This is a genomic window from Nitrosovibrio sp. Nv4, assembly GCF_900215485.1.
In the GTDB taxonomy this organism is placed as follows: domain Bacteria; phylum Pseudomonadota; class Gammaproteobacteria; order Burkholderiales; family Nitrosomonadaceae; genus Nitrosospira.
Genome location: NZ_OCMZ01000001.1, coordinates 1,327,780 through 1,341,267 on the forward strand (window position 1 = coordinate 1,327,780; position 13,488 = coordinate 1,341,267).

A 13,488-nucleotide genomic window follows, 5' to 3' on the forward strand; every position below is an offset into this window, starting at 1 on the left:
GAGAAAGCGATGAGCTTATTGAAAAGATTAAGGGAAGCATCTGTCCGGTTTTTGATTGTCCGTATAGATAGCGGTAAGAGGTCAGCGGTTGTCCGCGCTTTCTTATCTGGAAAAATCAGACGATTGCGCCTGTACGCATTTGGGTTGTTGACACTCGCCGGATGCGCCGCGATCGGTGCAACGGGTTCCACCGCCGCGCCTGCGCAGCTGCGGCCAGACATCGGAACCTTTATCGGTGAGATGGTGGAACGGCACGGATTTACCCAGACTGAACTTGAGCACGTTCTCGGCGCAGCGCAGTTTCAGCCGTCGATAATCAATGCGATTTCCAAGCCGGCTACTTCAAAGCCGTGGTACGAGTTCCGGCCGCTCCTCGTGACACCCCAGCGTGTTACTGACGGCGTTGCCTTCTGGAATAGCCATGTTGCAGTGTTGGAGCGGGCGCGCAGAGAATTCGGCATTCCCGAGGAAATCATCGCCGCGGTGATCGGCGTCGAAACAAATTATGGCGTTCAGAGCGGGAGGCATCGTGTGCTGGACGCATTGACTACGCTGGCGTTTGACTATCCGAAACGCGCCGAATTCTTTCGCAACGAGTTGGAGCACTATCTGCTGATGGGACGGGAACAGCGTGCAGACATACTGAACATCAAGGGTTCTTATGCCGGTGCTATCGGTATCCCGCAATTCATGCCCAGCAGTTATCGCCGATATGCGGTGGATTTTGATAATGATGGTAAAACCGATTTATCCGGTAGCACGGCAGATGCCATTGGCAGCGTCGCGAATTATCTGAAGAGTTACGGCTGGGAAACAGAACAGACGGTAGCGGTTCCCGCGCTGGTTAACGGTGAAGACTACCATCAGGCTGTGTACTCCGGGAGCAAGCCGTTTTATACAGTAGAGGAAATGAGAAAATTGGGTGTCGCGCCGCAAGCGCCTATATCTGGCGACCGCCAGGTCACGCTGATCGAGCTGGAGAACAAAAGCGGGAACGAACATTGGTTGGGTTTCAATAATTTCTTTGTCATCACGCGCTACAATCGCAGCGTAAATTACGCAATGTCAGTATTACAACTGGCAGCGGAAATACGTGCGGCGAGAAATTTGACTTTGCAATAAGACGATTGCCAATTTGGACTATTGAATCAATTAAGTCCGCGCAGCGTGCGCCTTTGAAGGCATCGGAGAACCCGAACCGTTAAGGGAAAGTTTGGTTGAGTTCTGGTCTCGTCGAATTGATGAGGTTAATAGATTTGTTTATGAACTGTCTGATAGCGATATTGCTATCATTTCCTGCCGCTACCACTATGGATAGCTGTTTATCGAGATTGCGTATTTCCACGGTATTATCTATTACCCATCTACGCTTCCAAGTTCGGGTGCTCCCGTGAAAAAAAGGTTATGCGGCAATGCCGTTATTGGGAGTATTTGATTGGCAGTGATCGAACAGTGAAAGTTCACAATGACCAGGCAGGATAAAAGCCAAGCGGACGCGGCGCGTCCCTCTATGGATGAGCCCGCAAGCGCAGGTCAGGCACTGCGCGAGCGTCTGAAGGAAATCACCTGCCTATATGAAATTCGCCGTGGCCTGGGGCCGGAATTATCGGTGGAGAATGTCTGCCAGCAGATTTTTGAACACCTGATACCGGCCATGCAATTTCCGGAGATTGCTACCGCCATGATCGAACTCGATGGCAGGCGCTTCACCTCCGAGAATCACGGCCAAGGTCCTGCGCACGAGCTGCAATCGAAAATTAGCGCGAATAACAATCCCTGTGGGCAGTTGCGTGTCTTTTATCCCGAAGATATACCATTCCTCGTGCCGGAAGAGCAGCGGCTCATCGACGCTGTCGCGAGTGATCTGGAGAGGTGGTTCGAGCGCAAGCAGATCGATGAGGCGCTACGCGAGCGTCTGAAAGAAATCACCTGTCTCTATGAAATCCGCCATGGTATGGGGCTGGAATTGTCGGTGGATAATGTCTGTCAGCAGATTTTTGAGCATCTGATACCGGCCATGCAATTCCCGGAAATTGCTACCGCCATGATCGAACTCGATGGCAGGCGCTTTACCTCCGAGAATCATGGCCAGTGTCGTACGCACGAGCTGCAATCGGAGATTAAGGCCAACAATAAACCCTGCGGCCGGTTGTGTGTCTTCTATCCCGAGGACAAACCATTCCTGGTGCCGGAAGAGCAGCGGCTTATCGACGCTGTTGCGAGTGATCTGGAGAGCTGGCTTGATCGCAAGCGTCTGGAGCAGACGCTGGTTTCCATTGCAGAAGAACACCAGCGTTCGATCGGCCAGGAATTGCACGACAATCTCGGCCAGCAGATTGCGGCGATTGGTTATCAAGCCAAGGCGCTGGAGAAAAAAATATCCGCATCGGGGAGTGTGGATGCGGCAACCGTCGCAGCTTCCATCGCAACCCAGGCGCAGATCGCCGTGATGCAATGCAAACAGCTTGCTCAGGGGCTGCTTCCATTTGAATTGGAGACCAATGGTCTGATGGGTGCCTTGCGGGCGTTTGCATCGAGAATTTCAGTCACTTATAAAATCACTTGTGATTTTGTATGCAGAGATGAAGTCCTTATCAAGGATAAGAATCTTGCGCTTAATCTTTACCGGATTGCGCAGGAGGCTACCAATAATGCGATACGGCACGGCGGCGCGCGGCATGTGACGATTTCGCTGGTTTCCGACGGAGGAATGCTCCGCCTGTCGATACGCGATGACGGAGGCGGCTTTGCCGGTTTGAACACAAAATACGGGGCGATGCCAGGAATGGGCATTAAAATCATGCAATATCGCGCCAGGCAGCTTGGCGCGACACTGGAATTCCTGTCGCACCCCGAAGGGGGAATGGAAGTGCGGCTGGAAATGCGAATGGTATAGGGGTTTCCTGGTATGTCAGCCTTGAAAGCACAAGTAATGCTGGTGGACGATCACGCGATGTTGCGGCACGGCATGGCGATGCTCATCAATCTTGAGCCAGATATGGAGGTATTTGCCGAAGCGGGTGACGGCGACGAAGCGCTGGCCGCACTCAAAGCGGGGCATCATGCAGATATCGTTTTGATGGATGTGTCTCTCAAGACCCTCTCGGGTTTTGAGGTCATAAAAAGCATACACATTCTGTTCCCTGCATTACCCGTACTCGTTGTCTCCATGCACGACGAAGGCGTGTATGCGGAACGCGCTTTGAGGGCCGGCGCGCGTGGCTACGTGATGAAGCAGGAGCCGGGAGATGTGCTGGTAACCGCTATCCGCGAGGTATTAAAGGGGAGTATTTATCTGAGCAAGCCGATGCACGCCAGGCTGTTGAATCGGGTCGTGACCGGAAACTCGAAGCCTGAACCGTTGATTAACAGTCTGACCCCCAGCGAGTTTGAGGTACTGCATTTGATTGGATCCGGGCATAGCAGTCAGGAAATTGCCAAGTTGCTTAGCCGCAGTATTAAAACTATCGAAACGCACCGCTTCAACATTCGTACCAAATTGAACTTGAAAGACGGCGCCGATTTGATACGTTATGCCACCCATTGGACAAAAGCGCAATAATCGGTGCCGGGATTCTTTCTGAGCAGTTTTATACAGCAGGCGGATCCCAATATTATCAACATTCTATTAGTCACTTCCGACATATAAATGTTACATAAGGGTTTCCCTTAGTAAAAAACCAGGGTTTCCCCAATAGTTCAATAGTATGGACTGAGTTAGGATGAAGCTACTCTCATTCTATTTGGGTTCATTACTATTATGAAAACAAAATCGGGAACATTTGTTGGAATCTTGGCTATGCTCGGCCTATTGGCTTCCTGCGCGCAAATGGGTCCTATGGAAGCGCAGAGTGACAATATTCGTATGGCTGCAACGAATGCGAGAACCTATGCCGACCATGATAAATTGGTGAAGCAATATCAACGTACCGCCAAAGAAATGCTGGTAAAGGCGGAGGAGCAAAAGAAACTGCTTCAGCACTATGAAGAAAAAAGCTATCTTTATGGCAGGCAGGCGCAAGATAAGCAATCGCATACTTTGGCTTTATTGCATAAATACGAGCGCACCGCGGAGGAAACCATGAAGCAGGCGGCTTTTCACCAGAAAATGGCCTTGGAGCTCGCCCAGCACGGTGATGCCGCTTCAGCAGAAATACCGAGTGGGCGAAACCTCAAGAATAATGCCAGGATCGGATCAGACTCCAACGATCAGATTTGAAGTTCCGGCCCTCCATAAGGCATTGACGCGCGCCGAATCAGGACATAACGGCCAACCAGATTCGAAAAATGGCGCCTCGCAACGGTTCGGTCACCCGATCAGGCGCGTACCTGTTCCATTCGAATTTAATGGCTGACAGCAACAGGCGACGGTGGTAACACAGCCGCCGATGTCGCTGTGCCTCCAAGTTTCTCGCTTTGCCGTAGTTGCCTTGTCAATCGAACTCGACATCTTCCATTCCAGGCAAAGGTAATATCGAATGATAGAGGCTGGCGTGCCGGTCAGCTTCTGGTATTTATTGTCAGCAGTAGCAGTACATACCTCGCGGCCTCTATCCGCTATGAATACCCTGGCCATATCCGGCTGCTTTCCTGGCGTTTGCTGAGTATCCTGATTGAACTCGTTTGTCGAGATCGTGATGCGCATCCTGATGCATCGTTCTCTGATATCTATAATGTAGATACATTACTACATATTCCTTACGCAACTCCTGATCCGCCACAGATTTGGCTTTAAACGGTCTGGTCGGCCGAAACGCTATCACCATTGATGAGAATAGGGCTGCGGCTACGATGCGGATCGGCTGAATGCCACAACATGATCTGTTTCCAGCCTGATGCCTATTTTTTCGCCTATGGCGTGATTGTGATGGCTGGGTACCAGTGATAGCGCAGTGCTACCGCCGGGCAAGCGCAAGGTGTACATGATATCGGCGCCACGGAAAGCCTTGTTTATCACCGCTGCTCGAAGCGGACTGTCATCATCATGCACGAGGTCATCCGGCCGAATCAGCACATCCACGGGATTTCCCTCACGGCATAGCTGGCAATCCTGAATGCATTGATGAGGGATAACTCCTGCCAGCGTTCCAAGCTCGATTTCAACATGGCTCGGGTCGAGCATCCTGCCGGGGAGAAAAACCCCTTGGCCAATGAAATTTGCGACGAACCGGTTGGCGGGCTTGTGATAGAGGTTATATGCCGTATCCCATTGCTGGATTTCGCCAAGATGCATGACGCCGATCTCATCTGCGATTGCAAAAGCCTCGTCCTGGTCATGCGTCACTAAAATAGCGGTGGCGTTCTGACTCTTGAGAATCTCGCGTACTTCCACGCTCAAACGCCCGCGCAGGGTTACATCGAGATTGGAGAAAGGTTCATCCAGCAGCAGCAAATCGGGCCGTGGAGCTAACGCTCGCGCGAGGGCTACGCGTTGCTGCTGGCCTCCCGACAGTTGATGCGGGTACTTTTCCGACACGTCGGTAAGGCCTACGGTTTGCAGCATTTCAGCGATACGTCCCGCGCGCTCCGCTTTTTGCATGCGATGCAGGCCAAAGCCAATATTGGCCTGGACTGTCAGATGAGGAAATAATGCATAGTCCTGAAATACCATGCCAATGTGCCGCTGTTCGGGCGGCAAACAGAAACTTGCATTACTTATCATGACACCGTTGAGTAAAATTGCGCCGGCCGAAACCGATTCAAACCCGGCAATACATCTTAGTACGGTAGTTTTACCGCATCCGCTGGGGCCCAGCAGGCAGCCGATCGCGCCTTTTTTCAGTGTGAGCGATAAATCATTCACCACCCTTTGCTGGCCATAGGCATGCCGGATATTCCTGAGCTCAAGCAGCGCGTTCATGGCCATAAGTCAAAATTATCTTTCAGTTTGCCGCACAAAAAATATCAGGGGGAGCAGACCTGCCAGCACCAGAGCCACTGCGGGTAGCGCAGCCTGTTCCCATTCGCCTTCCGAAGTCATTTCAAAAATTCTCACCGAAAGGGTATCCCAACCGAAGGGCCGGGTCATCAGGGTGATGGGCATTTCCTTCATTACATCCACGAAAACCAGCGTGGCAGCCGTGAATATCCCACCTTTCAGAATAGGCAAGTGTACGCGGCGCAGCGCAGCCCATCCGTTCAAACCAAGTCCCATGGCGGCCTCGTCAATGCTGCCCGTGATACGCTGCATGGCGCTATCTATGGGGCTGTGGGTTACCGCGAGGAAACGCGTCATATAGGCGATCAGCATGGTAACGAGAGTGCCCTGAATGAGCAGCCCTGTCTCTATATGAAATAGTTGCATAGCGATATCGCTCAGCTGGTTATCCAGCCACGCCATCGGGATGAAAACGCCAACTGCCAGAACGGCGCCAGGCAACGCATAGCCGATAGTGGAAATGCGCACTGCGGCGTGAGTAATCGGATCAGAATGACGCCGTGCCGCGTAGACCATAAGTAGCGCGACGGAGCAGGTGAGCACGGTGGCGAAAGCGGATAGCAGCAGCGAATGCCAGAGAAACTCCAGGTATCGCTGGTCGAAATCACGTGCGAAAACACGTGCCGCCCAAATGCTCAATTGCATGACTGGCAAGAGGAATGCAAAAAACAGCGTCCCCGAGGCAAAGCCAGCGATGGTCCATCCACGCCAGCCGGTGAGTGGAATGCGATCGGCCCTTGCACTCTGCCTGATTTCGGCATAGCGGATACGCGACCGGAATTGTTGCTCCAGGACGATCATGGCGAAGACGATCACGATCAGCAACGAGGCGAGCTGAGAGGCCGCAGGCAAGGAAAACATTGCGAACCAGGCTTTATAAATGGCGGTGGTGAAGGTGTCGTAATTAAAGACGGCTACCGTGCCAAAATCAGCCAAAGTTTCCATCAGCACCAGCATCGTGCCGCCTGCAATCCATGGACGCGCCATGGGCAACGACAGCTTAAAAAATCCTTGCGTGCGATTCAAGCCCAACGATTGTGCAGCCTCGAGAGAGCGTTTGCCCTGAGTGAGAAATGCATTGCGTGTCAGCAGATACACATACGGATAAAAAGCCAGAACCATGACAACAATGACGCCCGGCCTGCTGCGCACATTCGGAAACCAGGATAAATCCGGTCCTAGCCAGGCACGTAGCGCTGTTTGCACGGGGCCAATATAATCGAATAGACCGAGTGCGACGAATGCGGTGACATAGGCGGGAATGGCGAGCGGCAGTAATAGCGCCCAGGAAAAGAATTTGCGGCCCGGGAATTCGCAAACCGCCGTGAACCACGCCAGGCTTACTCCCAACAGGGCGGAGCCGGACGCCACCCCCAGAGCGAGCCAGAATGTGTTGATAAGCAAGCTGGCCAGGGTCGTTTCAACCAGATGTTCCCAGACGTCGCCAGTTGGAGCAAAAAGCGATGAGACAACCGTGCCGATGGGCACCAACACTAAAGCGGCAACTAAAAATGGAACCAGGCGCCAAACTGTTGAAGTAGGTCGGGTGGACGTCGAGAAGCTGAAAAAAGCTTTTCTCGTGCCTGTCTCATTCTCCGTTGAGTTAAGCGCCTCATCTTTCACGCACTTTAACCCAAATCCGGCGGTGGGGCGCAGTGGGGTTTACGCACTTTACGCACTTCACCCCGCACTTCACCCGATAGCGAATTCACCAAAAAGCTGAAGGTCATGTGACGAAAAAAATTGTATGAGTCATGATGCCAAGCTGAAAAAAAGGCGGTCAACTGCCGGATTCAGCTTCAGGCGCCTATCGATAGCCTGCGCGGTCCATCAGCTTTACCGCTTCGGCTTGTAACTCTCCCGCTTTGTTCACATTTATCGTATTCTGTTTAAAGGTCCCCCATGCGGCTACCGCCGGATCGATTTTCACTTTTGGATTGACCGGGTATTCCATGTTTACGTCGGCAAACAGGTTTTGCGCTTTCTCTGACGACAGAAATTCCAGCAACTTGATTGCAGCGTCGGGATGACGGGCATATTTGGTAACACCTGCACCAGAGATGTTTACGTGCACGCCGCTGCTTTCCTGATTCGGCCAGAAAATCGCCAGTGGCAGTGCAGGGTTCTTTTCCATCAGGCGGCCATAATAATAGGTGTTTGCAATGGTGACGTCGCATTTCCCCGCCGCGGCAAATTCCATTGCCCTGGTGTCATCGGACAAAGGATCGGTGGCGAGATTGGCGACCCACCCTTTCACGATTTGCTCGGTCCTGGCATCGCCATGCTCAGCAATCATCATCGCCACCAGCGACTGGTTGTATACTTTCTTGGAAGTGCGCAGGCACAGCCGTTCCTTCCACTTGGGCTCGGCCAAAGCCTCGTAGGTCGAAAGATCCGAGGGCTTCACCTTGTCTGTGTTGTATATAATAGTGCGAGCGCGTACCGACAAACCAAACCACTGTTTCTGTGGATCACGCAGATGGGCGGGAATATTGGCTTCCAGCGTTTTTGACTCGACCGGGCGCAACAATCCTTCCCGCGCAGCCTCCCACAGATTGCCCGCATCCGAGGTGATCAGCATGTCGGCAGGAGTGTTTTTTCCTTCCGCCTTGAGGCGAGCGAGCAGCGGGCCTTCTTTATCCGTGACAAATTTCACGTCGATACCGCTTTCTTTTGTGAAAGCGTCGAACATGGGCTTGATGAGTTGTTCGATCCGTGCGGAATAGACAACGACCTGCTCGGCGCGAGATGCGCTGGCAGCAAACAGGGTGACACAACAAAACATTGCGGTAAGATAATGGTTGAAGCGGGCGTTCGACATTATTATTTACTCCATATCAACAGCGGAACCAATCATAATCATATTATAAATGATAATAATTATCAGAAGCGTCGCAATAATATACCATGGATAAACCCGAACCGACCCCCTCTTATGACCGTCTGCAAAAGCTTCTTGCGATTCCCGAGAGGCAGCGCACGGAAGCTCAGTGGGATGAGATCAATGAGCTTGAGATTATGCTTACCCCCGTCAACCGGGTGATAGCTTCTGAGCGGAATGTTCGGCGCAAGCCGGCGCCTGCGCCTGCTGAGCAATTCAAACTCCGTGATGGGGCACAGGGAACGCAAGGAACACCGGGAACTCAGGGAAAGCGCCCGTTGAAAAAGCTTCGCAAGAGGCCGAAACCAAACACCCCATAGTGAATGACAGGTGCAGCCATGAACGAGCTGTTTATTGTGATTGGCAATGAAAAGTCATCCGTTTTTTATTGACGAAAGTCTGGATGGAGGAATATGCAACTTACCACTACCCCGAGCATTGATGGAAAGCGCGTCACGAAATATTGTGGCGTTATCGCCGGAGAAGCAATCCTCGGCGCCAACCTGTTCAAAGACCTGTTTGCGGGAATCCGCGACCTGGTGGGAGGACGTTCCGGAACCTACGAGAAAGAGTTGCAGCGGGCCCGGGAGATCGCACTGGAAGAGCTGCGGCAGCGCGCACAGGATCTCGGCGCAAACGCGGTGATCGGCATTGATATCGATTACGAAATAATGGGAAAAGACAATGGGATGTTGATGGTTTCGGCTAGTGGAACGGCCGTAATTGTTGAGTAAGTTGCTTGAGCGAACCTCCCGATTACCAGGTTTAACTGGATTGATGCGATTGCGGCGCGGTTTAGCAGAAGTTCTAGCAGAAGTTCTGGCTATCCCTCTAACTGCCCGGTTCGCTACTGCAATTGCGCAAAATAGTAAACCGAGCGTTTACCACGGAATCGCCTGGCCGTCATAAGCGATGAATTTGCCGGAATCTGCCAGCGTGAGCCCGCTGATGACATGCCGCATGCCGGAGACACTCTGGGTTGCAGAGATCAATGCGTTCGGGCCTCCCATATCCGTCTTCACCCATCCAGGATGGAATACCACCGCAATGACGCCAGCAGATTTCAGGTCGATGGCAAGCGTTTTAACGACCATATTTACCGCCGCCTTGCTGGAACGGTACATATAACTGCCGCCACCACTGTTATCCGCAATACTGCCCATCTTACTGCTGATAGTCACGATTATCTTATGGCTGCTTCGGGTAATCTGTGGCGCAAAGGTCTGAGCCATCTTCAGGGCTGCCATGGTATTGATGCGAAAAGCATACTCCCAGGCCTTGTAGTCCTCATTACCGAAAGTGCCGCCTGCATGAGAGCCCGTATACACACCGGCGTTGTTAAGCAGCAGATCGATGGGCTCGCGGGCCAGGGACTGTGCCAGTTTTTCGATCTGGGCATGATCCGCAACATCAAGTGCATGGACGGTAACCTGGTCAGGATAATGGGCTGCCAGGGCGTTGAGTTCATCTGATTTTTGCGGGTGGCGGCTGCCAGCAAAAACGCGCCACCCATCTGCTGCATATTGCCTGCAAAATTCCAGCCCGATCCCTCGGCTGGCTCCAGTAATCAATGTAGTTTTCATATTTCTCTCCTTATTGCTTGCAATTGGCCGGATTTCTTCGAGATTAAAACCGGCGTGCTGCATTGCCTGGTGCTATAAAGTAGTGTTACAGGATGAATTCGCACATACGATGCGTTACTGTTTGACCTAAGGAAACCTTCGGGTAAAGCCTTATTTGCCAGCAGTTATCGGCAAGCGTTCCGCAGGGGTTTGTTGAGAGGTTCTCTTTCTCTAATGCTCGTCCATTATGTATAAAAAGCTAAACGAATGGCAACCATAAAAGGAGCGAAGATATGACTCAACGGATTGCACTGGTTACCGGCGCGTCTAGCGGTATCGGAAGGGCTACGGCGGAGCTTCTCGCCCAAAACGGTTATTACGTATTTGCCGCGGCGCGCCGCATGCACAGGCTGGAACAGATACGGTCTGACCATATAGAGCCGATCCAGTTGGATGTAACCGATGAAGAAGGCATTCATAGGGCGGTAAGTCACGTGATATCGACCAAGGGAAGAATTGATGTGCTGGTGAACAATGCCGCGTTCTGCCAGTTGGGCGCCATTGAATGTGTTTCCATGGAGGCTGCCCATAGACAGTTCGAGGTCAACGTTTTCGGCTACGCGCGATTCATGCAGGCAGTGCTTCCGCATATGCGAAAGCAGAAATCAGGATGTATTGTCAATATCGTTTCCATATTGAGCAGGATATCCGTTCCGGGCTTCGGCTGGTACGCCGCGTCGAAGTATGCCATTGAAGCGCTGACCGATGCCCTGCGCGGTGAAGTGATGGAGTTCGGGATCGATGTGGTGCTTATTGCGCCGGGCTTGATAAAGACAGAGTTCGTTCCCAATCAGTTAAGAACGTTGGAGGCGGTTGAGCATCCCCCGGGGTACGAAAAGCTTCTTGCCGGTGTGCGTAACCTTCTCGCTGGCGAACCGAGGGCGCCTGGGCCGGAAATCATCGCAACGGCGGTGGTCGATGCTGTTACCGCCTCTAACCCCCCCGTAAGACATGCGCTTCCTCTCGATTCCAAGATGTCCGTCGCCGCCAGATGGCTATTGGGTAATCGCATATTTGCGTGGGCGCTCCGACTCCAGATGCGGTTTTCCAAAACTTGATGCAGGTACTGTTGGGCTCCAACATCAGGCAGGAGACGTAATACGGAAAGGCTGTCATCGCGGGCGACAAATGGGTTCCGGCTAATCCACGCGTGCTTCCGTCGACGAAGAAAAGAGATCCCATGCAGCAATAAACAGTGCCGCGATGACCGGCCCGATAACGAACCCGTTAAGGCCGAAAAGAACGAGACCTCCGAGCGTAGAGATGAGGATCACATAATCGGGGATTTTGGTATCCCGCCCGACAAGTACGGGTCGCAAAAGGTTATCGACGAGTCCGATGACAAACACGCCGAAGGCGATGAGGACGGCCCCCTGCCATACAGCACCGGTAACCAGAAAATAGATTGCTACCGGCATCCAAATCAGCCCGGCTCCGACTGCTGGTATCAGGGAAAGAAAGGCCATTACGAAACCCCATAGCAGCGCTCCCTGGATGCCGAGGAACGAAAACATCACGCCGCCCAGTGCTCCCTGAATTGCAGCAACGGCAACGTTACCTTTCACAGTGGCGCGAATAACAGTCGTGAATTTGGCGAACAGATGCCGCTTATGCTCCATGCTCAGCGGTATGGCTTGTTTGATCTTCGACGAGAGCGCGGCGCCGTCGCGCAGCAGGAAAAAAAGCAGGTACAGCATGATGCCGAAACTGATAACGAACTCGAAAGTATCCTGACCGATGCTAAGTGCGTGCATTGCGAGAAATTGACTCCCCTGCAAAACGCCGGTTGACAGCATCTCCTGCAGTTCGGAAATATTTGTGAGTCCCGAGCGGTCCAACAGATTGACTAACCAGGGCGGTAAAGCGCTAATGATCTGTTGAAAATATGCGCCAAAATTCAATTCTCCCGATCGAATCCGCTGGTAGACAATGACGCCTTCCTGCAGCATTGAAATTGTCATTATTGTAATCGGGAGAATCACCACAATCAGGCAGAGCAATAGAGTGGTGATCGCGGCAAGGTTTGGGCGATTTTTCATGACGCCCAGCAACCGGCGATAATACGGGGTAAATATGATGGCAAGAACTGAGCCCCAGAATACCGCGCCGTAGAATGGCAAGAGAATCCATACGAATGCCACGGAGACGGCAATCAACATGAGAAGAAACGTTTTTTGTTGAAGCTCCGAGTTATTCATATAATCCTGAGGGTTCAGTAAGGGCATTCATTGATTTGCAGCCCAATCCTACCTTAACTCAGCCTCAAGTTGGATAGCGATGACGAGAAAAGGGGAGGCGATGGTTCGGAGAAGGGCTTACGAGAACACGGGAAACATCGATCTCGCACTACATTGTGCAGTATGCAGCGGCGTGATGGAAGAAAAACCGGGAGTTTGCATGCTTGATAGCGCATTGCGTCCGGTCGCGATTTTATCCCGGATGCCCTCGCCGGGGCCAAGCTGATTCCTGGAATCCTTTGTACCGGTCCCGCCGAGTCCTATGTAGTAACCGAAACTGGGCAAAAAAAGCGTTTTTTCAGACCTTCCCCGGCAACGCATCCAATCCCGCTTGTGCAATTTGCGCATCCTCACTGGATCTTACGCCGCTTACCCCCACAGCCCCTATAAACTGGCCATCCACTACGATGGGCAGGCCTCCTTCAATCGGCAGGGTTCCGGGCAGGCCGAGATAACGCATGCGCCCATCAGCAATATGTTCTTCCCAAACCTTGGTAGGGCGGCGAAAAGCAATGGCGGCACGGGCCTTCTGGATTGCGACGTCAATACTGCCGAATTGTGCATTGTCGAGGCGCAGCAGGCTAACCAGGTGAGCGCCATCATCAACAATGGCAACCACGACCGGCCAATTGTTGCGGCGGGCTTCCGCTTCCGCCGCCGCGGCGATAATTTTGGCATCAGCAAGAGTGAGACTGATCTTGTTATTCATAAGAAATATCGGGAATCGGGGAAAGATCTGAGTGTTGATACACGAACGAGATTAATCTTCAAAAAAAATAAAGCACGCCGGAACTATCAGGCGTGCTTTTT

Annotated in this window: 15 protein-coding genes; 8 read left to right on the forward strand and 7 right to left on the reverse strand. The window is 52.3% G+C overall.

What is annotated here, in order from left to right:
• Positions 1-123 precede the first annotated feature (123 nt).
• The 5 genes from mltB (at position 124) to CRO05_RS05905 (ending at position 4,219) form a co-directional block, all read left to right on the forward strand.
• On the forward strand, positions 124-1,122 hold the full coding sequence (gene mltB, locus CRO05_RS05885) for a lytic murein transglycosylase B (protein WP_235001310.1): 999 nt from the start codon (positions 124-126) through the stop codon (positions 1,120-1,122).
• 61 nt (positions 1,123-1,183) lie between these two features.
• Positions 1,184-1,318 carry a type II toxin-antitoxin system YoeB family toxin gene (locus CRO05_RS05890; protein WP_097066214.1) on the forward strand — a complete coding sequence of 45 codons (135 nt, stop codon included), beginning with the start codon at positions 1,184-1,186 and terminating at the stop codon, positions 1,316-1,318.
• 147 nt (positions 1,319-1,465) lie between these two features.
• Positions 1,466-2,896, forward strand: a complete 1,431-nt coding sequence (locus tag CRO05_RS05895; RefSeq protein ID WP_097066215.1) for a sensor histidine kinase — start codon at positions 1,466-1,468, stop codon at positions 2,894-2,896.
• 12 nt (positions 2,897-2,908) lie between these two features.
• Positions 2,909-3,562, forward strand: coding sequence for a response regulator transcription factor (locus CRO05_RS05900; RefSeq protein ID WP_097066216.1), 654 nt, complete (start codon positions 2,909-2,911; stop codon positions 3,560-3,562).
• 237 nt (positions 3,563-3,799) lie between these two features.
• On the forward strand, positions 3,800-4,219 hold the full coding sequence (locus CRO05_RS05905) for a hypothetical protein (RefSeq protein ID WP_235001312.1): 420 nt from the start codon (positions 3,800-3,802) through the stop codon (positions 4,217-4,219).
• Positions 4,220-4,309: 90 nt separating this feature from the next.
• Here CRO05_RS05905 and CRO05_RS05910 read toward each other — a convergent pair whose 3' ends face one another.
• The 4 genes from CRO05_RS05910 to CRO05_RS05925 all read right to left on the reverse strand — a co-directional run bounded on the left by CRO05_RS05910 (position 4,310) and on the right by CRO05_RS05925 (position 8,759).
• Positions 4,310-4,645 (reverse strand): hypothetical protein, encoded by a 336-nt coding sequence (locus tag CRO05_RS05910; protein WP_097066218.1) that lies wholly within the window; start codon positions 4,643-4,645, stop codon positions 4,310-4,312.
• A 141-nt stretch (positions 4,646-4,786) separates the two neighbouring features.
• A complete protein-coding gene (locus CRO05_RS05915) occupies positions 4,787-5,860 on the reverse strand; it encodes an ABC transporter ATP-binding protein (RefSeq protein WP_097066707.1) in 1,074 nt (357 codons plus the stop codon).
• Between the two features lie 15 nt (positions 5,861-5,875).
• On the reverse strand, positions 5,876-7,432 hold the full coding sequence (locus CRO05_RS05920) for an iron ABC transporter permease (RefSeq protein ID WP_235001313.1): 1,557 nt from the start codon (positions 7,430-7,432) through the stop codon (positions 5,876-5,878).
• Between the two features lie 313 nt (positions 7,433-7,745).
• Positions 7,746-8,759, reverse strand: a complete 1,014-nt coding sequence (locus tag CRO05_RS05925) for a Fe(3+) ABC transporter substrate-binding protein (RefSeq protein ID WP_097066220.1) — start codon at positions 8,757-8,759, stop codon at positions 7,746-7,748.
• Between the two features lie 86 nt (positions 8,760-8,845).
• Here CRO05_RS05925 and CRO05_RS05930 point away from each other — a divergent pair, with 86 nt between their 5' ends.
• Positions 8,846-9,139: a hypothetical protein gene (locus CRO05_RS05930; RefSeq protein WP_097066221.1), complete on the forward strand. Its 294-nt coding sequence runs from the start codon at positions 8,846-8,848 to the stop codon at positions 9,137-9,139.
• A 93-nt stretch (positions 9,140-9,232) separates the two neighbouring features.
• Entirely contained in the window at positions 9,233-9,553 is a 321-nt protein-coding gene (locus CRO05_RS05935) for a heavy metal-binding domain-containing protein (RefSeq protein WP_097066222.1), read from the forward strand.
• A gap of 147 nt (positions 9,554-9,700) precedes the next feature.
• On the opposite strand, the gene CRO05_RS05940 is transcribed toward CRO05_RS05935, so the two are convergent.
• Positions 9,701-10,402, reverse strand: coding sequence for an SDR family oxidoreductase (locus CRO05_RS05940; RefSeq protein WP_097066708.1), 702 nt, complete (start codon positions 10,400-10,402; stop codon positions 9,701-9,703).
• A 272-nt stretch (positions 10,403-10,674) separates the two neighbouring features.
• Between CRO05_RS05940 and CRO05_RS05945 the strand changes: the two genes are divergently transcribed.
• Complete coding sequence (locus tag CRO05_RS05945) at positions 10,675-11,499, forward strand: SDR family NAD(P)-dependent oxidoreductase (protein WP_097066223.1); 825 nt, start codon at positions 10,675-10,677, stop codon at positions 11,497-11,499.
• An 81-nt stretch (positions 11,500-11,580) separates the two neighbouring features.
• Here CRO05_RS05945 and CRO05_RS05950 read toward each other — a convergent pair whose 3' ends face one another.
• Positions 11,581-12,639, reverse strand: coding sequence for an AI-2E family transporter (locus tag CRO05_RS05950; protein WP_097066709.1), 1,059 nt, complete (start codon positions 12,637-12,639; stop codon positions 11,581-11,583).
• Positions 12,640-12,976: 337 nt separating this feature from the next.
• Complete coding sequence (locus CRO05_RS05960; protein ID WP_097066225.1) at positions 12,977-13,387, reverse strand: heme-binding protein; 411 nt, start codon at positions 13,385-13,387, stop codon at positions 12,977-12,979.
• Positions 13,388-13,488: the final 101 nt, after the last annotated feature.

Bases quoted from the DNA above. Each gene is read 5' to 3' on its own strand.
- CRO05_RS05895 (WP_097066215.1), top strand. From the start codon at position 1,466: ATGACCAGGCAGGATAAAAGCCAAGCGGACGCGGCGCGTCCCTCTATG.
- CRO05_RS05900 (WP_097066216.1), top strand. From the start codon at position 2,909: ATGTCAGCCTTGAAAGCACAAGTAATGCTGGTGGACGATCACGCGATG.
- CRO05_RS05905 (WP_235001312.1), top strand. From the start codon at position 3,800: ATGCTCGGCCTATTGGCTTCCTGCGCGCAAATGGGTCCTATGGAAGCG.
- CRO05_RS05910 (WP_097066218.1), bottom strand. From the start codon at position 4,645: ATGCGCATCACGATCTCGACAAACGAGTTCAATCAGGATACTCAGCAA.
- CRO05_RS05915 (WP_097066707.1), bottom strand. From the start codon at position 5,860: ATGAACGCGCTGCTTGAGCTCAGGAATATCCGGCATGCCTATGGCCAG.
- CRO05_RS05925 (WP_097066220.1), bottom strand. From the start codon at position 8,759: ATGTCGAACGCCCGCTTCAACCATTATCTTACCGCAATGTTTTGTTGT.
- CRO05_RS05930 (WP_097066221.1), top strand. From the start codon at position 8,846: ATGGATAAACCCGAACCGACCCCCTCTTATGACCGTCTGCAAAAGCTT.
- CRO05_RS05935 (WP_097066222.1), top strand. From the start codon at position 9,233: ATGCAACTTACCACTACCCCGAGCATTGATGGAAAGCGCGTCACGAAA.
- CRO05_RS05940 (WP_097066708.1), bottom strand. From the start codon at position 10,402: ATGAAAACTACATTGATTACTGGAGCCAGCCGAGGGATCGGGCTGGAA.
- CRO05_RS05945 (WP_097066223.1), top strand. From the start codon at position 10,675: ATGACTCAACGGATTGCACTGGTTACCGGCGCGTCTAGCGGTATCGGA.
- CRO05_RS05950 (WP_097066709.1), bottom strand. From the start codon at position 12,639: ATGAATAACTCGGAGCTTCAACAAAAAACGTTTCTTCTCATGTTGATT.
- CRO05_RS05960 (WP_097066225.1), bottom strand. From the start codon at position 13,387: ATGAATAACAAGATCAGTCTCACTCTTGCTGATGCCAAAATTATCGCC.